The organism is Sulfuricella sp. T08 (assembly GCF_000971475.1).
Taxonomy (GTDB): domain Bacteria; phylum Pseudomonadota; class Gammaproteobacteria; order Burkholderiales; family Sulfuricellaceae; genus Sulfuricella.
This window is the reverse complement of the sequence record NZ_DF967548.1, coordinates 42,873-62,248: the sequence shown is the minus strand read 5'-3', so window position 1 is coordinate 62,248 and position 19,376 is coordinate 42,873. Positions and strand designations below refer to the sequence as shown.

Genomic DNA, 19,376 nt, shown 5'->3' with positions numbered 1-19,376 from the left:
AAATGACGTGTTTCTGCAACCATCTGAACACCCCCCCCCCCAGGCCGAACAAGTCAGTGCCATGCGCCGTGCAGACGATGGTGGGTTTGTTGCCTGTAACCAATGCACGTGCCATAACAGCAACCAGCCCATTAGGAATCAGCCAGTGCGCATGAATCACATCGAATTGTTGTTTCCTGATCAGGGTTATCAGGCTGACGAGTTCGGAAAGCAGAAAAAAAGGAACCAGAAAGTAGCGTAACCGCTTTTGTTTCAGGTTCGCCATGATGCCGCCGTGATAGGCAAGGCTCTGCCAGGAGGTGAAACAGTAGCGGAACCGGTGCACTTCGAGATTGTCCATTTTTTCGAACTGCTTGGCGCCCGACGCATGCGGCGCCAGCACCACCACATCGAACTGCTCATCCAATCTTCGGGAAAGCTCGAAAACGAACGGCGGTTCATTGTCACCTTGCCAGCGAGGGAAAGTGGAGGTCAGTACCAGAATACGTTTTCTAGTGCTCACTGTCCCTGTAGGCTAGCATAGTGATCTGTTCCGAAACCAACCCGATCAGAAAGACGACCATCGCCGTAATGAGCAACATTGCGCTCATGTTGGTGAAGCGATGCAAGGTCAGATAGGTATGGAGATAATTGCCGCAACCCAGCAAGAAGAAAGCCACGCTGATCGGAAAGAATAGTTTCAGCGGCGAATACAGCGAGCCGATCTTGAAAATGATGAGCAGAAATCGCACTCCGTCGCGCGCGATGCGCATGTGGCTGGTGCCGATACGTTTGGGTGTGTGAATTGGCACATAACCCACGGCAAAGCCTGCCCGGAAAAAACTCATGGTGATGGTGGTCGGGTAGGAAAAACCGTTCGGCAGCATATAGAGGAATTTGCGGAACTTGTCGGCCCGGACCGCCCTGAAACCGGAAGTGAGGTCAGCCACCTTTTGCCCGACCATCCAGCTCGCCAGCCGATTATAGAAGCCGTTGGCAGCCGCCCGGTGCACGCCCGCCTGAGAACGCCTGCTGCGTGCGCCAACCGCCATGTCGTAGCCCTGGCTGAGTTTCTCCAGGAACAGGGGGATATCCTGAGGTTGGTGCTGCCCATCGGCATCCATGAATATCAGGATTTCCCCCTGCGCAGCCCGTGCTCCAGACTTGACTGCCGCTCCGTTCCCCATGCCGTAAGGGTGTGTCACGAGCTTCGCACCATATTGGCGACATATCTCGGCAGTATCGTCCGTTGAACCGTCATTGACGACGATAATTTCTGCGCCCGGCATCTGTGCCTGGATTTTTGGCAGCAGGGCGCGCAGGCTGGCCGCTTCATTTTTTGCCGGAAGGATGATGGATATAGTGTCTGTCATGATAACTGTTGATCAAGGGGCTGTCTGGTTCAGCATTGTAGCCAGCTTTTCCAGTTCGTCGAGTTGATCGCCGTAAATTTTCATGTCATCGAGCTGGCGCAGTTGGACGATTTGCTTTTTTGCATCGTCAGGTTTGCCCAGATTGAGCAGAAATTTGATAAAGGTAATCCGGGTGTCGGGATCGGCTGGGTCTGCCTCCATAGCTTTATGGGCAGCCTTGAGCGCGGCATCACGGTCGTGAAAAGTCAGAAACAGAAGGTTGCTCCACGCGAACTGCATACTGCTCCTCCCATTGCCATATAACGTCGGATTGCGTAATGCCGCCTGCAACAGGCGCGCCATGTCCTGCGGTGAATGTCTGCAAATGCCCTTTGTCAGACATTTTTCCAGGTGCATTAGCGAATTGGCGGCAGCGGGGGCGAAGGGGCGATGTTCTAGCCGGTACTCCAGTTCACGTACCCAACGTTCCTCGATAGGTTTGCCGCGCATGGCATTGAGGCCGATCAGCCCGAGCAACCCGGACGTATCGGTAGGGGAAAGATCAGCGGCCTTCTGGTAATAGCTGAGCGCAAATCGGTAGTACTCTTCGGCCTGTTCCGGCGAAAACGCAGGAAGAAAAGCATAAATGTAGGCAACATCGGCATTTGCCCGCAGCGAATCGGGGTGGTGCGTTACTTCCATCAGCTTCAAACCATTTGGGTCGGCCCATTGCTCTGCGCGGATAGAGGTGACGGCACCGAAAATCAGAACCAAAATCAAGGCCAGTAGCTGGCGCAACCTGAGCGTGTCCTTGTACCACGTGGGCGATAACAGGTAGTAAAACACCACCAGCAGAATGCCATAGATCGGCAGATAGTTGCGATGTTCGTGCGCGATTTCCAGCGCGATCACAGAAGACTCGATGCTGTGCCCGAGCAAAAAGAACAGGATGCCAAAAGCCGCGATAGGGTGTCGTTTCCTGAGCAGGACTGCTACCCCCGCCAGGAGCGCGATACCAATACTCGCGAACAGCGTTGAATAGGGAGCCAGCAGCCCCCTCGAAATCGCGATGTCGTCGTGCTGCAAGCCTAGTTGCGAAATGTCCGGCACGATAATTAAGCGTAGGTAGAACCACAGCACACGCGCCTCGGTCATCAACCGCTCCGGCAGGGTAAAGTCGCGTATGCTGTAGCCGACAAGCAACCAGGCCGGTTTATATATGGAATAGACTGCCAACACGATTGCCGGCAAGACGACCGTGGTAGCGAGCAGTGCCGTCAGCATCAAGCGCGTTCTCATTGCCGGTGCCTGAAAATTCAACAGAGCGACTTCTGTCAGCAGCATGAACGCCGGTAGTAGTGCGCCATTTTCCTTGCTCAGCACCGCCAGCGGCGTAAACAGGAAAAAGCCGGCGAGTATCCAGCCCCATCCGGCATGGCCATCAAGCTGACGCCGCCGCCCGTAAAGATAGGTAATCAACCCGAGCAGGGTAAACAGCGCAGACAGACTGGCCATGCGTTGCACGACGTACAGCACACTGGTAAGGTTGAGAGGATGCAACAACCAGGCGGAGGCGACTGCCAGGCTGACCCAGCGCACGCGGTCAGGGCTGAATTCCGGCGCGTGTCGTCGCCGGTGAATTTCCAGAACCAGCGTGGTCAGGACAAAGATACAGACGCCATTCAGCAAGTGAATGACGAGGTTGGTCAGTTTGAAACCGTAAGGTTCCGACCCATTGAAATAATAATCGAGGGCGAAGCTCGCCATGCTGAGCGGGCGCCCAGAAATTCCATTCCCCATGGAAAACGCTGCCGCCTTAAGCGAAGCGGTGTCGAGCGTATTAATTTTCAGGTAGGCATTTTCGATGATATTGATGGTGTCATCGAACAAAAAAGGGCCTTGCAGTCCCGGGCGAAAGCAAAAAAATGCTAGCACCAGACTACAGGCGAACAGAAAAACAGGGAGAGTGTGGCGTCTAGACATACAGATAAAAAAGGAGGCCAGATGGCCTCCTTTTTCAGTCAGATCAGATGAGATGAGCTTAAGACTTAGGCAGGTACTTGGCTGGGACTGTTCCGGTAACTCCCCATGTCATACCGACTGATGGATTGCAGGTTCCTGTCCACACGATGTTCCCAGATACATTAGGGACGGGATTGGTTCCACCAAGCACAGCTGTTACAGTCGCGGATGTGGTGGATGTGCTCGCTGCCGTAACAGAGGCGGTGTATTTGCCCGTGATAGAGGCTGCGGTTGCAATGCCAATACCTGCGTTGGTGAGGGAGGCGCCGCTTGGGAACAAATTGCCTTCGCTACAGGCAACGCCCACTCCAGTCATTGCCGGACTGGCCAGACTGGTCACTTCCTGTAACTTGGCCTTGATGGTGTAATCCTGGTAAGCCGGAATCGCCACTGCAGCCAGAATGCCGATGATCGCGACCACGATCATCAGTTCGATCAGGGTAAAACCTTGTTGTACTTTTTTCATGTCGAGCTCCTTGTTGAATGATCAAATTTCCAACACTTGGAAGTGTCTGGCATAACTACCTGCAATCTGTGTGCCAGTTTGATTGGTATGGTCTGAATGCCTTGTTTTATTGCGTGTAGAGCATGTTGCGGCGGAATGTCTGGATTGATGCCGCAGAATTGCTGTTGGTATTCGGCACAATGTGACGTTTTTCGTCACGTCATGCATCAAGCGGCAAACCCTGGAATCTTGGTTACGTTCACTTCGTCGATTTTCTCCGCATCCAGAAACTGCTCGGCATACTCCCTGCCACCTATTTAATGCACACCGCTCTCACCTGCTTCAGATCAGTGATGCCCTGCAATACCTTTTCAATGCCGTCCTGCTTCAGGGTGCGCATGCCTTCCGCGAGACCGGTGGCAAGCATTTCCGCAACGCGGGCATGCTCCTGGATATTCTTCTTGACCGCGTCGGTTCCTACCAGCAACTCGTGCAGGCCGAGCCGCCCCTTGTAGCCGGTGTTGTTGCAGGTCTCGCAGCCGACCGGGTCGTACAGGGTGAACTGCCCCTTGCCGTTGGCGAATGACTTCAGCCATTCCTTGTAAATGCCTTCCACCGCGGCTTTCGGGTCTTTTTTCCAGCTTTCCAGGTTGGTGAGCTCAAGACCGTATTCGTTGAGCATGATCTGGATGTCGTCAGCCGTGGCGACGCGTGCTTTCTTGCACTTCACGCACAGCCGTTTCGCCAGTCGCTGGGCCAGAATGCCGAGCAGGGCATCGGCGAAGTTGAACGGGTCCATGCCCATGTCGAGCAGGCGGATGATCGATTCCGGCGCGCTGTTGGTGTGCAGGGTGGCCAGCACCAGATGGCCGGTGAGCGAGGCTTCGATGCCGGTGGAGACGGTTTCCTTGTCGCGCATCTCGCCGACCATGATCACATCCGGGTCAGCGCGCAGGAAGGCGCGCATGGCGACGGCGAAGGTCAGGCCCGCTTTGGGGTTCACCTGCACCTGGCGCAACCCTTTCTGGGTGATCTCGACGGGGTCTTCCGCCGTCCATATCTTGGTTTCCGGCGTGTTCAGATATTTCAGCACCGAGTGCAGAGTGGTGGTCTTGCCGGAACCGGTCGGGCCACATACGAAAAACAGGCCATAGGGCTTGTCCACCACGCTCTTGAGCGTGGTGTAGTTGTGCTGGCTCAGCCCCAGCTTTTCCAGCGGGATCGGCTCGCCGGCCGCGAGTATCCGCATCACCACGTCTTCCACGCCGCCGGCGGAAGGAATAGTGGCTACCCGTAGCTCAATGTCGAGCGGACCGAATTTCTTGAACTTGATCTTGCCGTCCTGGGGCTTCCTTTTTTCGGAAATATCCAGGTCGCACATGATCTTCAGCCGGGCGGTCATAGCGTTGCGGTAGCTGGCGGGCACTTCGATGTAAAGGCCAAGCGTGCCGTCACGCCGGAAGCGAACCACGGTTTTTTCCTTGCCGATGCCGGGTTCGATATGAATGTCGGACGCGCCCTGATGGTATGCGTCGATGATGATCTTGTTGACCAGCTTGACCAGTTCGTTGTCGGCAGCGGCGCTGATTTCGTCGGCGGAGGCTTCTTCCCCGCTTTCATCTTCCAGATTGGACAGCATGTCGCCGATGGAGGTGCTGTCGACGCCCTCGCCGAAGAACAGGTTGACCGTTTGCAGGAACTCGCGATGGGTGCTGGTCCGGTATGTCAGCTTGTGGTTGGGGTATACGTTGCCGGCGATGTGCGAACCCTTGATCCTTTCCGGGTCGGGGGTCAGGATCACCAGCCCTTCCGGCGTTTCCTCGATGGGCAGCCACAGGCTGTTTTCCACGTATTCGCGCTTGAGGTTCTTGAGCAAATCCATCGGCTTGATGCGGTCGGCACGGAACGGCTCATAGGGCACCCCGTAGAAAGAGGCAATGGATTTGCCAAGATCGCTGATCTTGATCTGGAACTCATCCACCAGCACGTCTTCCAGATTCTTGCTCTTTTTTCGTGCCGAGCGGGAGGCTAATTCGAGTTCCTGAACAGAAATCAGGTTTTCGCCGACCAGATGGTCGTACTTGGTTTTGATTCCGGGCTGGGGCTTGCGGCGTACCTCAAAGGCGATCGCCAGCGTTTTTTCCAGTTCGCCAACCCCTTCCACCGCGGTCGGGGAGAATGTCAGTCCGGTCAGCGAGTTGATCAGCTGAACTACGCCGAGCAATTCCCCGTCTTCGCCCAGAATCGGGGCGACCAGCATCTGCCTGGTCCGATAGCCGGTTTTCTGGTCGACCTCCTTGAGGAAGCGGATTTTCGGGCTCAAGCTGGCCAGTTCCTGCGTATCGTAGACATCGGCGATGTTGATGACATGTCTGTGGAACGCTACATAGCCGGCTATGCTCGCAGGCGAAATCGGAAGATTCAGATCCTTGAAGCCGGTCAGGCCGGTTTTTATCTTCGAAACGATCGACTTGCCGTCTTCGCTGGTGGCGTAGATCGTCAGGCGGTCCGCTTCGAACAGCGCGCAGATATCGGCGCTCAGCTCCAGCATGATCTCGTCGATATTGCGGGTCGAGTGGATCTTGTTGGTGACCGCTTGCAGCTTCTTGGTGAAAGCCAGCTTGCTGCTGATCTCAGCCAGGTTTTCCGGGGACTTTGTGCTCGTTTCTGGACTCATCATAATTGGCCTGTAAGCGCTGGCGCTAGCGCATGAAGGCGGCGGTTCCGGTCAGTGCCCCCGCGGCGCCGGCGTTGGCCGAGAAGGAGGTCAATGCGCCGTTTGCGCCGGCACCGATGAATACGCCGCTGGCTTCACCCTGGGTAATCGGCGAACCATTGAGGTATCCCAGGCTCATGGGCATGCCGCCCACCGTGCCGGCCTGATAGAACTTGTCCAGTGTGCCGCTGTAGGTCAGGCTCCATTGCCGGCCGGCTACGGTATTGGTGTTGATATTCAGAGTGATGGTTGCGCCCGCCGCGGCTACATTAAGACCGCTGCCGCCAGCCAGCAGGTAGCTGGCGCCGCGTTCGTCGCTGATGGTGCCGGCCGCCACCGGGGTGAAGTTCAGGGCGCCGAGCGACGACAGCACAGGACCGGCCTGTGCATAGCTCAGCGCGTTGTCCGCCCACATCAGGTGCATGACCATCGAGTCGCGCGTGCCCTGGTCGTCGACGAAGGAGTCCGGGCCGACATAGCGCCCCCAGCGCACGGTTGTGCCGGCGATGCTGGTCTGGCCGTAGTCGAGCAGCGTCGCAGTACCGGCGGTGTACTTCATGCTGCCGTACTGGTCGGATTCCGCGATCAGAACGGGGAAGCCGCTGCTATTAAGCAGGATCGTGCGGTTGGTGTTGGCTTCGAGCACCATTGACCCACCACCGCCGACCCAGCCAGTGAAATTGTTGCTACAGCTGGGTGGGTTCAGGCACACGCTGCGCCAGCTGATATCCGCCCCGACGCCGCCGTAGCCGAAGGGAGCCGGATAGACGCTGCCCGCTGGCGCCACGTCCCCGGTAGTCGAGGCGGCGCCCACCAGTGCGGTTGTCGGCGGTGGCGGGGGCGGCAGTTGCACATTCTCTCCGGCGATGATTCCGCCCGGCGGGGGTGGCGACTGAGCAGGTTTGTCGCCGCTTGGGGCTTCCCCTTCCTTGTCGTCGGCTTTTTTGTCAGGCTTTGGACCCTCCGTGGCCGGCGCCTGCGGTGCCTTGGGCGGCTCGAATATCGAGGGCATTCTGGGCAGGAGTACAGCCGGGGTCGCCAGGTTGGGAGTGAAGGCCACCTGGTTGGGACCGACTATCGTGCCGTTGACTACAGTCGCGCCGGTGTTGACCCTGTTGTAGGTGCCGGGTTGCACGTCGGACGGCAAGCCGGCAGTCGGCAGGACATGGATGGTTTCGCTGTCGGTGCCGCGGATGCCGATGGTGGCGGCTGGTGTCGTGATGCGGTAATTTTCCTTGTGAAGTTTGCCGATCAGGCCGGTGATCGAACGGAAGCCGCCTTTCAGCAGTGAAAAGAAGCTGCGCTCGCTGCCGTCCTCCTGGCCGCTGAACTTGTATTCGTCAATTCTCATGTGAGTATCGGGCCGGATCGCCACGATGCCGCCGTCCACCATGAGCATCTGCGCTGAGGCGTTGCTGGCCGAAATAATTGCTTCGCCTTCGTTCACTTCTTCACCCTTCTGTGCCGGGCGCGCACGGCCGTCGGCTGCAACAATGCGGATGTCGCCGTGGACGAACTGGAAGCGGCCGGCCGAGGCGAAGGCTGGATTGGCGATGGTCGCCGCTGCCAGCAGCAGCGCCAGAGCGAGGATACGGTACAAGGTCAATAAATTGGATTTCATCGTGGGCCTATTTGAAGTCGCGCCGCACGGTCATGGAGAGATCCTTGCGGTCATAGTCGTTGATGGCGATGTTCGAGTCATTCCGGGTGTAGGTGAACTGCGGCCGGATCGTCCAGTTTTGCGCCGGCATCCAGTTTACGCCGACATTCAGGTCGTACTGGGTGTCGCGCCGGTAATCGAGGAACAGCAGGTTGCGCCGGTTGTAAGTGCCTTCCTTGTAGCCGAGCGTGGCGAACAGGCTGGAATGGTCATTGAGCCTGGTCTGGCCGCCGGCACGAAAACCGATGAAATTCTGGTCACCGTCTATCCGCGGGAACTGTGCATGGGTGCGCTCGCTGCCAGCATAGACGCTGCCGAACAGAACGACTTTGCCACCTTCGTCGAGGGCATGCAGCCAGCCGCCACCGAGGATGGTTTGGTCAACGTCATTGGCGGACAGGTCGGCGCCGGTCTTGTCGTGCCCGTAGCGCAGTTCGGCGTACTGGCCAAACAGGCTGTACTGGTTGCGCGGATCCGGTACCAGGCGCCACTCGCCGCTCAGACCCTGGGTGTCGCGGTTGTATTTGTCATCCAGATAGAACGCCCCCTTTTGCAGGGAGAGGCGAAAAACGCTGTTGCCGTTGCCGATGTTCAGCCCTACTTTGCCGTCGAAACTGTCGGTGTTGTAAATATCCTTGAAAAAGTTAGTCCGTTTCTTGCCATCCACGCCGACGAATAGAGAAAGTTCCTGACGCAGGGGGAAAACCGCCTCGCCACCGCCGCCCAGGGTCAGATAGTTGTCGCGTTCGGCCAGATTGGACGAGGCCAGCGAGAAGGTCGCGCCGAAAATCGGGATGTACATCGTGCTGCTGCTGGTGGCCGCGTTGACGTTGGTGTCGTAGCCAAGGGTGGCTTCGAGGTAGCCGGTGAAGCTGGGCTTGGGATTGAGCTTGTCGTCGATGGCGGCAAGGTATTTTTCGATGGTAGCCTTGGCCAGCGGTGGCGGATTCTGTTCCATGACGCGGCTGAATTCGGTTCGGGCGCGCTCGAAATCGGCTAGCGCAAAGTAGGCCCGCGCCAGATCCAGTCTTGCGCCATAGTGGCGGGGATTGACCGCCAGCACCCGCTCCAGCGCCAGCGATGCCTTGTCCGGATGGCCGCTGTCAAGCGCGGCGATGCCGAGCAGGTAATCATAGTCGACGTTGCCTGCCATTTCGTACTCGTGCGGGGCGAGGAGGGCATAGCCTTCTTTGGACTTGCCTGCCTTCAGCAATTCATTCGCCTTACCCAGGTCGAATTCTGCCGCGACAGCGATGCTGGAGCATAGCAGCCATGTCAAGGCGGTCAGGCGGACTGGATATTGATGCGTTTTTTTCATGTTTTCCCCGAGTGAGAAATAATTTTAGCGGCTAGAATTCAATGACCTGGTTGTTTTCCAGCATGCGCGGTTTGAACTCGGCCGCGTCCCGTTCGATTTCGCACATGATGAGTTCGATTTCGCCGGGTTTCAGATGTGTCACGTAAATTTGAGCGGCTTTTTTCAGTTTCTTGAGTTCCTCAACGAGCAGGCTGGGAACCAGGTGCTTGGCTGCCACCGCCAGGTCAAGCTCCTTGTTGGAGAACGCGGTTTCGATAATCAGATGGCTCAGGTTCTCGATTTCGTTTACTACCTGCCACAGCGCGTCATTGATTGTCGTGTCCCCGCTGAATACCAGGCTGTGCCGGCCGCTATCAAGCTGAAAGCCCACTGCCGGAACTACATGGTTGGCTGGCAGGGAGGTGATTTTGCGTCCCCCAAGAGCTATGGTTTCGCCAACGGAGAAGGGTGCGTAAACCATGAAAGGCTTGTCGCTTGTCGGGATGACGTTGAAATCAGGCCAGATCAGCCAATTGAAGATATGCTGTTTCAGGATATTCAGGGTCTCTTCGGTGGCGTGCAGGGTAATGGGCTTGTCCCTCATCCATCCCACCGTATCGACCAGAAAGGGGATGCTGGCAATGTGGTCGAGGTGGGAATGCGTAATGAAAATATGATCGATCAGCTTTAACTCGGAAACGGTCAGATCCATCACACCCGTTCCTGCATCGATCAGAACATCATGGTCGAGCAGAAAAGAGGTGGTGCGCAAATTGCCCCCTATCCCTCCGCTGCAACCTAATACTTTTAATTTCATTGGGCGGCCATTATTTGGTTTTGAATGTAAACGCGCCGTCCCATTCTACGCCGGGCGGATGATCACGGAAATAGGTTATGCGCTCGAGGTACAGCCGGTACAGGGTGCACTCGGGCGATGCTTTTTGCAGGTTGAGCAACTGCACTTCCGCCAAGTCCCAGTCTTGCGCACGGTACAGTTTGAGCACCTGCTGGAAGAGCTTGAGTTCGTCCAGCGTGGTCTTGTCGACTTGTCCGGCTGCGCCCAGTGGTTCATAAATGGCTACCGGCTCGTCCTTGCCCTTGACCCGGACTCGGTCGAGTTCCCGAAATACTACATCCGGCACTGCTTTGTGCGTGTTCTCGCCAACGATGATGCCGACCCCATATTGCTTGGTGATGCTTTCCAGGCGCGAAGCCAGGTTCACTGCGTCGCCCATGACGGTGTAGGCCATGCGGAATTCCGAACCCATGTTGCCTACGCTCATGGTGCCGGTGTTGATGCCGACACCGATGCGGATTTCGGGCCAGCCCTTGGTCTTGAATTGCTCGCGTAACTGCGTAAGCGTTTGCTGCATTTCCATTGCGGCGAGCAGGGCATGACGGCTGTGCTCTGGGTCGGCAAGCGGGGCGCCCCAGAAGGCCATGATGGCATCGCCGATGTATTTGTCGATAGTGCCACGGTGTTTGTGGATGATGCGTGTCATCGGCGTCATGTACTCGTTCATCATCCTGGACAATTCCTTCGGGCTTAAACCCTCGGAAATAGTGGTGAACCCGCGCACGTCGGAAAACAGCACTGTCATTTCCCGGCTTTCACCTTCCATGGTGAAGTTGCCCGGGTTTTCGCTCATTTCGTCGACCAGCTCCGGCGGCACGTATTGTCCGAACAGACCGGTGATCTGGCGTTTGGCACGCGACTCGACGAAGAAGCCGTAAGACATGCTGAGCATGAACAGCGCGATGATCATCAGCATGGCAGCGGCGAGCGGCATGACCATATTGGCGGATTGCCAGAGCGAGAGATTGATGCCGACCACCAGAAGCAGGGCAGCAAGTGCGGTGAGCGATGCCTTGACAGGGCCGAGCAGGGGCAGCGTGAAGGCGAGCACCAGGCCGAGCAGCAGCATTTCGGTAATTTCCGCCCCCATCATGAAGGCCGGCTTTTGCTTGATGTTGTGGTCCAGCATGCCGGTGATCAGGTTGGCATGGACCTCCACGCCCGGATACACCGCGCCGACCGGCGTGGAGCGCAGGTCCATCAAGCCCGGTGCGGTGGTGCCGACCAGAACGATGGCTCCCCCCAGTTCCTGCGCACTGACTCGGCCATGCAGCACGTCCGTGGCGGAAACATAGGGGAAGCTGCCCTGTTTGCCGCGATAGGGAACCAGAGCGCTGATGTTTTCGTCCACCGGGATTTTCAGTTTTCCGACGCGCAGCCATTCCATCGAATCGCCGATATTGCCGGCACCTTCTTCGAAAACCGCCTGAATTGCGGAATTACCGGAAAGTGTCCGGAACACCGCAAGAGACAGGGATTCATAGAAGGCGCCCCGGTACTCCATCAGCATCGGCACCCGTCGGGCAACACCGTCGAAATCCGTCAGCGGGTTGAAATGGCCGGCACTATGAGCAGCTTTCTGGAATTCAGGCAGGTTGGCGCCATAGCCGGTGGCGCCGACAAAGGCAGTGTTGCTGCCTTTGAACGAACCGGCGGGAAAAGTGGGAGCAGGCAGCAGGCCAGAGATTCTGTCCTCATTGCTGGTGAAATAGTAACCCAGCACCACCGGGCGGGACGCCAGCTTCTGGGCGAATATGCTGTCGTGGTCAAGCTGCGGGCGCAACTGCGACAGACTTGCCTGGAACTGCGGGAGGTTTTTCAGCTCTTTTTGACTCAGCTGCTCCAGGACTTTCAATCCGGAGCTTTCATCCTTTTCGGCGAACACCACGTCGAAGCCGACCACGGCTACATGGTATTGATCGAAAAGCCGGTCCAGCATGGTCGCCAGCTTGTCGCGCCCCCACGGCCAACGGCCCTCTTCGGCCAGGCTTTTCTCGTCGATGTCGACAATGATAATGCGGCGATCCAGCGTTTTCGGCATAGTCAGCTGCAGGCGTGCATCGTAGCTGATGGCCTCGATATGCTGGATGAGCGGAATGTTGACCACTCTTGTGGCATGCAGCAGAAAAACCAGCAGCACCGCCACGCCCAAGGCAATGGGGATGGCGTTTTTTTTCAGGGCTGGCCCCAGATTCACTTCAGGTAGAACTCCATTTTCACTCCGCCCAGTTCGATCACGTCATGATCCGCCAGTTGGCGCGGGTGGGCGTCGAGTGGCTGGCCGTTCACTATCGGATAGTGATCGCCCTGAACGTGGGTGAGGAAGTAGCCGTGGGGGCGTCGGGTGATGACCGCGACCTGAACGCCGGGCTTGCCCAGCGAGGTCAGCGTCTTGGTCAGATCCAGTTCCTTGCCGGCGTTCTGGCCGTTCAGGATCTGGATGACGGCATGGGATTCCGCCGCTGCGGCGGAGGTCGAGCCGAACGCGGCGGTTGTTTCGACACGCCGTGCCGCTTCGGGCATGATCAGGGGAATGGTGTGCGCCATCATGTCACTGGTCGGTTTTTCGCCTGACAGCGTTGTCGGAATTTGATTCGGGCGCAGGGTCGGGGTCTTTTCAAATTCGTGTGCCTCTTTTTCGTGGGCTTCTATCTTGCTGCCGAGCTCCTCGACGTTGACATACTTCAGGCGGTACTTGCCGATCTCAATTTCATCACCGTGGTGCAGTACGTGTTTAGTGATTGGTTGCTCGTTTACCAGAGTGCCATTGGTGCTGCCCAGATCTTCGACGAAAGCGTCATTGTTGAAAATGGTGATGGCGGCGTGTTCCCCGCTGATCGCCAGGTTGTCGATCGGGATGTCGTTTTCCGGCTTGCGTCCAATGGTGATCCGCTCCTTGTCGAGCTCGAATTCACTGAGCAGCAGGCCGTCCAAGGTGATAATCAGCTTCGCCATGTGTTTACCTCGCTTCTAAATCTATTTCTTGAACCACGCAGAAAGCCAGGCAAAAAAGCCGCGTCTGGCTGGAAAATGACGCAATACCCGTACCAGAATAACCGAAACGTTGTCCCGTCCGCCATTGTCGTTGGCCATCTGAACCAGTCGTTGCACGGCCAGTTCTAGGTTGGTACCGAGTACGCTCAGGGTCAGCTGGATTTCCTCGTCGCCGACCATGTCGTTGAGCCCGTCGGAGCACAACAGATAGACGTCACCGGGCAGGGCTTCGTGCTCCTGGACTTCCACATCCACCATGGGGTCAACGCCGAGCGCGCGCGTCACCAGATTCTTGTTGCTGGACAGCCGCGCATCTTCCCGGCTGATCATGCCGCTGTCGATCTGCTCCTGCAGCAGGGAATGGTCGCGCGTGATCTGTTCGAACAGTGAATGCTCAGTACCCTTTTGCCTATAGCGGTACAGTCGCGAATCGCCGACATGGGCGACTATGATGCGATTGTCGTGGAACAGTGCGCACACCAGTGTGGTGCCCATTCCCGAGAACTGCGGCTGGCTTTGTGCCGTCTGGTAGATCGCGCCGTTGGTTTTTTCGATTTCGCTTTTGACCAGCAGACCCGGGTCTTGATCTGGCAGCCCGACACTTAATGCTGTTTTCAGGCTGTTTGCCAGCATCGTCACGGCAATGCCGCTAGCTACCTCGCCGGCATTGTAGCCGCCCATGCCATCGGCCAGGATAGCGAAGCCGGCTTGATTGTCCGTGGTGATGTTGTCTTCGTTATGCGAGCGGACCTTGCCGGAGTCGGTCAGGCTGACGATTTCGAGGGCCAGGCGTAGATCCATTATTTCCCCTTGGCCGCGTAGGCAGCGCATGCCCGGATGGCGCGCGCCAATTCAGCCCCGGTGTGGAAGCGTTTTTCTGGCTGTTTCTGCAAAATTTTGTCGATGATTGCGCTGGCACATGGTGGCAGACTGGGGTCGATGGACAGGAGATTCGGGTGGGGCTCGTTTGCGATCTTGAACATGAGCTGTGCCATCGTATCACCCTGGAACGGCAATTGTCCGGTCAGCATCTGGTAGAGTGTCACGCCCAGAGAGAACAGGTCGGAACCTCCTTCTATTTTTCTGCCAGCCAGTTGTTCCGGCGACATGTAGGATGGCGTGCCCAGCACCATGCCGGTCTTGGTCTTGCTGGAGTCGGTGATGCGCGCGATGCCGAAGTCGGTTACCTTGACGCTGTCGCTTTCCGGTTCGTACATGATGTTCGCCGGTTTGATGTCGCGGTGCACGACGTGCTGGGAGTGGGCGTAATCCAGCGCATCCGCCACCCGGCTGAAAATCGAGAACACGGTCTGTGGCGGCAGCAGGTTGCCGGGTTTGGTGTAGGGCAGGAGATCCTGGCCTTTCAGGAATTCCATCGAGATGTAGGCGAGATCGTGTTCCTCACCGGCATCGTAGATGGTGACGATGTTGGGGTGATTGAGCCGGCCGGCGGTTTCCGCTTCGCGGAAGAAGCGCTCCTTGACCTCAGTCAGTTCGTCTTCGTCAAACTCCTGCGACAGCGCCATGGTTTTGATCGCTACCACCCGTCCGATTTTGGGATCTTTGCCGAGATAGACCACGCCCATCGCGCCCTTGCCCAGTTCCTTCTCGACCTGGTAGCGGCCGAGCATGGGTTTTTCCATGGCGCCGCCTTCGAGGATCATGCTGGCATTGGTTTGTCCTCCGCTAGCTCCGAGAAAGACTGCGTTCTGCATTGCCTTGGAGCGTTCGGTGCGCTGTTTCAGGTCGCGGAACTCGGGGTTGAAGTCGGCCATGTAGCGGAACACCGATTCGGCCTTGTTGAATTGCCGCTTGCGCTCGAAATCCAGGCCCAGGTTGTAGAGCACATCCATCAGGGACTCATCGAGCGGGCATTTGCGGAATTTTTCGAATGCAATGTCGAGCTGTCCCTGCCCCTGGAAGGCCAGTCCCAGCATGCGGTTGGATTCCGCCGATTCCGCATCCGATCTGGTTTTCCCCTGTTCGGTCAGCAAATGGCGTTTGGTGGTCAGCAGCAGGTGGCCGGTTAGCAGCAGCGCGGCGGGTGCCATCAACTGCAACCACATTGCCTGGGTAATCATCAGCAGGAAGTGGGTCGCCAGCAGTGCGATCAAGAGAAAGGCCGTGACGAACGCACCCATCCTGGCCTTGAGATGGGGCAGCAACAGGATCAGATACAGGGCGATGAAGAGAAATACACCCATTTCCGCCCAGAAAGACCAGCTCGGGCTGACGTAAAAATCCTCCTTGAGGATGCTTGATACCGAGTGTGCCAGGGTCAGCACCGGCGCCATCGACGGGGAGATCGGGGTGACCTGGGAAGCGCCGATGCCGGCTGCGGTGGCGCCGATCAGGACGATTTTTCCGCGGTACTTGTCGGCGGGAATCTTGCCGCTGTAGACGTCGTAGAACGAATCCACCTGGAAAGCAGGCTTGCCCTCGGTGTCTTTGTAGAAGAAAGTGTGCATCTGCAACGCCGGGTCGGTGGCGATCTTCAGATTGCCCAGGCTGACGCCCTGACCCAGGTTGACTTTAATGTCCTTCGGCTCCAGGTTCAGGCTTTTTGCTGCCAGCATCACCGACAGGGACGGCAGGTACTGGTCGTAGTAGCGCAGCACCAGCGGCTCGGTGCGGATGCCGCCGTCGACGTCGACATGAGTGTTCAGATGACCGATGGCGGCGGCATGGCTGCCGATGGCGGAGATCGGAAAAGCTGCCGCCATTGCCGGCAGAGGCAGGTAACCGGCGGCCTCGGCGCCGATGTTGTCCTTGACGTTGGTGAGGGTGTTTTTCTCGACGTAGTCCGGCAGGGGTTGATCCGGCTTGCCGTGCGGCTTTCCCAGCTGGAACAGCATTGCCAGCAGCACGGTTTTCGATTTTTCCAGGCTTGCCGCCAGGGTGCGGTCGGTATTCAGCTTTCGTTCCGCTTCGCGTAGCAGCGCTTCAAGGCTGGCGGCTTCGGCCTGCAGGACAGGGTCGGTGTTGGTTTTGAAGGTGGAGGAGTCGTAGAACTGGAGCAGCCGGTCGATATAGGCCAGCCCGGGGTCCCTCTGTGGTTCGAGAAACAGCACGGTGTTGCCGACCACCCTGGCTTGCGCGGCGGACAGGATGTCGATCATCCTGGCGTGGATATCTCGTGGCCAGGGCCACCGTCCGAGGTTGGCAATGCTTTGCTCGTCGATGGCGATTATTGCGATCTGGTCGCTGGGGATGCGGTTGGATGCCTGTACCCCCAGGTCGTAAGCCTTGCGTTCCAGGCTTTGCAACAGATCGGAGCGGGCGGCGAACAGAAAAGCGAGGGCGATCAGAAGACCCAGAAACCAGTCTGCTTTCCAGAATGATAGTTTCATCGAACTGCCCGGTTATTATCGATTGTTATTGTATGTGATCAATGAATTATTCCATGATTCTAATAAAACTGATAGCCTGTAAATATACTATGGAGCGAGCATGGATTTAATTCTTTGGCGGCATGCCGAGGCCGAGGATGGATTCCCCGACCAGGGGCGCAAGCTGACCGATAAGGGCGAACGGCAAGCAGCGAAGATGGCCGCCTGGCTGAAAGCGCACCTGCCGGAGGAAACGCGCATTATCGTCAGCCCAGCCACGCGTACCCAACAGACTGCTGTGGCGCTGACGCGGGATGGAGTCGTTGTCAAGGAAGTGGGGCCCGGCGCATCCGTGGCCGCCCTGTTAGGCGCCGCCGGCTGGCCGGATGCCAAGGGAGCGGTGGTTGTGGTGGGCCATCAACCGACGCTGGGGCAGGTGGCCGCTTATCTGCTCAGCAATACGCGAGAAAGCTGGAGCGTGAAAAAAGGCGGAGTATGGTGGTTCACTAACCGCGCTCGCCTGGACGAGACCCAAACCATCCTGAAGGCGGTGATGTCGCCTGAATTTCTATGAAAACAATCCTGATCGCCAATCCCAAGGGAGGCAGCGGTAAAAGCACGCTGGCGACCAATCTGGCCGGTTATCTGGCCAGCAGGGGTGGTCGCGTGCTTCTGGTCGATCTCGACCGCCAGCGTTCCGCCAGCGACTGGCTGGGGCGCCGGCCGGAATTTCTGCCCACCATACACGGCTGGAACAGTCAGCTCGACAAGAAATCCATGGGCGAAACCAGGCCGGACTGGCTGGTGGTGGATACCCCCGCAGGCATGCACGGCGACAAGCTGACCAATGCGCTCAAGCGCGCCGAGCGCGTGATCGTGCCGGTGCAGCCGTCCTCATTCGATATGGAAGCAACGCGAAATTTTCTCGAAGAACTGCGTGCGCAGAAATCGGTGCGCAAGGAAAAGATCGAAGTGGCGATGATCGGTATGCGTGTGGATGCGCGCACTCGTGCAGCGGCCGATCTCTCCTCGTTCCTTGATGAAGTCGGTTTCCCCGTGCTCACCCTGCTGCGCGACGCGCAAATCTATGTCCAGGCTGCCGGCGAGGGTTTGAGCCTGTTCGATATGGCGCCGTCGCGGATCGTCAGGGAGATGGAGCAGTGGCAGCCGCTGCTGGACTGGCTAGACGCGTGAACAACATCGAAGTCGAACTCAAGCTCCTGATCGACCCCGCAGATATTCCCAGGTTGCGGCGCCATCCCCTGCTCAAGGCACTATGTCCGTCCGGGCCGAAGACCCGCAAGCTCACCAGCGTCTACTTCGATACCGATGATTTTGTTCTGAAGAACCAGGATATCGCGCTGCGTGTGCGCCGCAGTGGCCGGCAGTGGATCCAGACCGTCAAGGGCGGCGGCAGCGTGCAGGCCGGGCTGCACCAGCGTGATGAATGGGAGGAGCCGGTGGCTCACAGTACACCGGACTTTACCAAGATCGTCGATCCTGGCTTGATCCGGCTATTCGCCAGTGACGATCTGCGCCAGCGTCTGCATTCCGTATTCGTGACCGAGTTCAACCGCACTGTCTGGCTGCTGAAAACAGAAGCTGGCGATCAGGTCGAGATGGCGCTGGATCAGGGTGAAATCCGTTCCGACCAGAGCAGCGCGACTATCTGTGAAGTGGAATTGGAACTGAGGGTCGGTAATCCGGCGGTGCTTTACGAGTTGGCGCTGGCGCTGCTGGAAGCGGTGCCGCTGCATCCGGAGAATGCCAGCAAGGCCGACCGCGGATACGCTTTATGCGCACCGCAGGATGCGCCGCTGCCGGTCAAGGCGACGGCGCCCGAAATGGGGTGCGAAATGACCGTGGACGCCGCGTTTCGCGCCATTGCCTGGAATTGCATCGACCAGCTACAGGACAACCGGAATCGGCTGCGGCAAGGTTACGATCCCGAGCTTGTTCACCAGATGCGGGTGGCAGTGAGGCGCTTGCGCAGTGCGCTCAGCCTGTTCGGCGCTGCCGCCCAAGGCATCAAGGATGCAGCGTTGACCGCAGAGCTGCGCTGGCTCGTCGGTGAACTCGGCCCGGCGAGGGACTGGGATGTATTTCTCAGCGAAATGTTACCACCGGTGGTCACGGCCTTGCCAAGAGAAGAAGGGCTGGTCTGGTTACACAGGCAGGCCGAAAAGATTTGTCGTGAGAAGCGTGAGCAGGCGTGCGTGGCGGCGGCCGGGCAACGTTATAACGAAATCATGTTGAGGCTGGGTGCCTGGCTGTGGCGCGCTCCTTGGCGCACAACGACTGTCGCCGCAGACCTGGATATGCCTGTGTCAACCTTTGCTTCAAAAATGCTGGACCGGCGTTGCCGCCAAGTGTCCCGTCGTGGCCGGCACCTCAATGCGCTGACGGTGGCACAGCGCCATGTACTGAGGATCGCCGTGAAGAAGCTGCGCTACGCCGCCGAATTTTTTTTCGGTCTTTATCCGGGCAAGGCGACAAAGCGTTATATACAGGCACTGTCGCGCTTGCAAGACGAGTTCGGTGCGCTCAACGACCAGGCCGTGGCCGGGACTTTGCTGGCGCAGATCAGCTCGGGGAGTCGATTGCGCGATCGCGGCAGCGGCGTGATAATCGGCTGGTATGCCTGTAAAACTCATGTCCAGCTTGCTGATATGGCACAGGAGTGGAAGCGCTTCAGGCATTGCAGGATTTTCTGGGAAAAGGGGTAA

15 protein-coding genes are annotated in these 19,376 nt (G+C 57.8%); 3 read left to right on the top strand and 12 right to left on the bottom strand.

Going from position 1 to position 19,376, the window contains the following annotated elements:
• From SCT_RS12360 to SCT_RS12305, 12 genes are all read right to left on the bottom strand, one after another.
• Nucleotides 1-502 (bottom strand): glycosyltransferase (locus SCT_RS12360; RefSeq protein ID WP_144408270.1); only part of this gene is annotated, 502 nt, incomplete at its 3' end.
• Nucleotides 492-1,352, bottom strand: coding sequence for a glycosyltransferase family 2 protein (locus SCT_RS12355; RefSeq protein WP_059423469.1), 861 nt, complete (start codon nt 1,350-1,352; stop codon nt 492-494). The genes SCT_RS12355 and SCT_RS12360, both read right to left, overlap by 11 nt.
• A gap of 12 nt (nt 1,353-1,364) precedes the next feature.
• The gene (locus tag SCT_RS12350) at nt 1,365-3,221 is read right to left on the bottom strand and encodes a M48 family metallopeptidase (RefSeq protein ID WP_059423467.1); all 1,857 of its coding nucleotides are present in this window, start codon (nt 3,219-3,221) and stop codon (nt 1,365-1,367) included.
• Nucleotides 3,222-3,372: 151 nt separating this feature from the next.
• Nucleotides 3,373-3,819, bottom strand: a complete 447-nt coding sequence (locus SCT_RS12345; RefSeq protein WP_059423465.1) for a prepilin-type N-terminal cleavage/methylation domain-containing protein — start codon at nt 3,817-3,819, stop codon at nt 3,373-3,375.
• Nucleotides 3,820-4,111: 292 nt separating this feature from the next.
• Nucleotides 4,112-6,478: an ATPase, T2SS/T4P/T4SS family gene (locus SCT_RS12340; RefSeq protein ID WP_059423463.1), complete on the bottom strand. Its 2,367-nt coding sequence runs from the start codon at nt 6,476-6,478 to the stop codon at nt 4,112-4,114.
• Nucleotides 6,479-6,500: 22 nt separating this feature from the next.
• Nucleotides 6,501-8,135, bottom strand: coding sequence for a FecR domain-containing protein (locus SCT_RS12335; protein WP_059423460.1), 1,635 nt, complete (start codon nt 8,133-8,135; stop codon nt 6,501-6,503).
• A gap of 7 nt (nt 8,136-8,142) precedes the next feature.
• Nucleotides 8,143-9,492, bottom strand: a complete 1,350-nt coding sequence (locus SCT_RS12330; protein WP_059423457.1) for a porin family protein — start codon at nt 9,490-9,492, stop codon at nt 8,143-8,145.
• A gap of 31 nt (nt 9,493-9,523) precedes the next feature.
• Nucleotides 9,524-10,288: a 3',5'-cyclic-nucleotide phosphodiesterase gene (locus SCT_RS12325; protein WP_059423455.1), complete on the bottom strand. Its 765-nt coding sequence runs from the start codon at nt 10,286-10,288 to the stop codon at nt 9,524-9,526.
• Nucleotides 10,289-10,298: 10 nt separating this feature from the next.
• On the bottom strand, nt 10,299-12,524 hold the full coding sequence (locus SCT_RS12320) for a CHASE2 domain-containing protein (RefSeq protein WP_237759684.1): 2,226 nt from the start codon (nt 12,522-12,524) through the stop codon (nt 10,299-10,301).
• Nucleotides 12,521-13,282, bottom strand: a complete 762-nt coding sequence (locus tag SCT_RS12315; RefSeq protein ID WP_059423453.1) for an FHA domain-containing protein — start codon at nt 13,280-13,282, stop codon at nt 12,521-12,523. The genes SCT_RS12320 and SCT_RS12315 overlap by 4 nt, the downstream gene beginning before the upstream one ends.
• Nucleotides 13,283-13,303: 21 nt before the next feature.
• Nucleotides 13,304-14,122 carry a Stp1/IreP family PP2C-type Ser/Thr phosphatase gene (locus tag SCT_RS12310; protein WP_189799664.1) on the bottom strand — a complete coding sequence of 273 codons (819 nt, stop codon included), beginning with the start codon at nt 14,120-14,122 and terminating at the stop codon, nt 13,304-13,306.
• The gene (locus SCT_RS12305; protein ID WP_059423451.1) at nt 14,122-16,671 is read right to left on the bottom strand and encodes a serine/threonine-protein kinase; all 2,550 of its coding nucleotides are present in this window, start codon (nt 16,669-16,671) and stop codon (nt 14,122-14,124) included. Before SCT_RS12305 ends, SCT_RS12310 begins: the two co-directional genes overlap by 1 nt.
• Nucleotides 16,672-16,771: 100 nt before the next feature.
• Here SCT_RS12305 and SCT_RS12300 point away from each other — a divergent pair, with 100 nt between their 5' ends.
• From SCT_RS12300 to SCT_RS12290, 3 genes are read left to right on the top strand one after another with little or no spacing between them, the layout of a single operon-like run.
• Entirely contained in the window at nt 16,772-17,224 is a 453-nt protein-coding gene (locus SCT_RS12300; protein WP_059423449.1) for a histidine phosphatase family protein, read from the top strand.
• On the top strand, nt 17,221-17,844 hold the full coding sequence (locus tag SCT_RS12295) for a ParA family protein (RefSeq protein ID WP_059423447.1): 624 nt from the start codon (nt 17,221-17,223) through the stop codon (nt 17,842-17,844). The genes SCT_RS12300 and SCT_RS12295 overlap by 4 nt, the downstream gene beginning before the upstream one ends.
• Nucleotides 17,841-19,376, top strand: coding sequence for a CYTH and CHAD domain-containing protein (locus tag SCT_RS12290; protein ID WP_059423445.1), 1,536 nt, complete (start codon nt 17,841-17,843; stop codon nt 19,374-19,376). Before SCT_RS12295 ends, SCT_RS12290 begins: the two co-directional genes overlap by 4 nt.

Bases quoted from the DNA above. Each gene is read 5' to 3' on its own strand.
- SCT_RS12355 (WP_059423469.1), bottom strand. From the start codon at position 1,352: ATGACAGACACTATATCCATCATCCTTCCGGCAAAAAATGAAGCGGCC.
- SCT_RS12345 (WP_059423465.1), bottom strand. From the start codon at position 3,819: ATGAAAAAAGTACAACAAGGTTTTACCCTGATCGAACTGATGATCGTG.
- SCT_RS12340 (WP_059423463.1), bottom strand. From the start codon at position 6,478: ATGATGAGTCCAGAAACGAGCACAAAGTCCCCGGAAAACCTGGCTGAG.
- SCT_RS12335 (WP_059423460.1), bottom strand. From the start codon at position 8,135: ATGAAATCCAATTTATTGACCTTGTACCGTATCCTCGCTCTGGCGCTG.
- SCT_RS12330 (WP_059423457.1), bottom strand. From the start codon at position 9,492: ATGAAAAAAACGCATCAATATCCAGTCCGCCTGACCGCCTTGACATGG.
- SCT_RS12325 (WP_059423455.1), bottom strand. From the start codon at position 10,288: ATGAAATTAAAAGTATTAGGTTGCAGCGGAGGGATAGGGGGCAATTTG.
- SCT_RS12315 (WP_059423453.1), bottom strand. From the start codon at position 13,282: ATGGCGAAGCTGATTATCACCTTGGACGGCCTGCTGCTCAGTGAATTC.
- SCT_RS12310 (WP_189799664.1), bottom strand. From the start codon at position 14,122: ATGGATCTACGCCTGGCCCTCGAAATCGTCAGCCTGACCGACTCCGGC.
- SCT_RS12305 (WP_059423451.1), bottom strand. From the start codon at position 16,671: ATGAAACTATCATTCTGGAAAGCAGACTGGTTTCTGGGTCTTCTGATC.
- SCT_RS12300 (WP_059423449.1), top strand. From the start codon at position 16,772: ATGGATTTAATTCTTTGGCGGCATGCCGAGGCCGAGGATGGATTCCCC.
- SCT_RS12295 (WP_059423447.1), top strand. From the start codon at position 17,221: ATGAAAACAATCCTGATCGCCAATCCCAAGGGAGGCAGCGGTAAAAGC.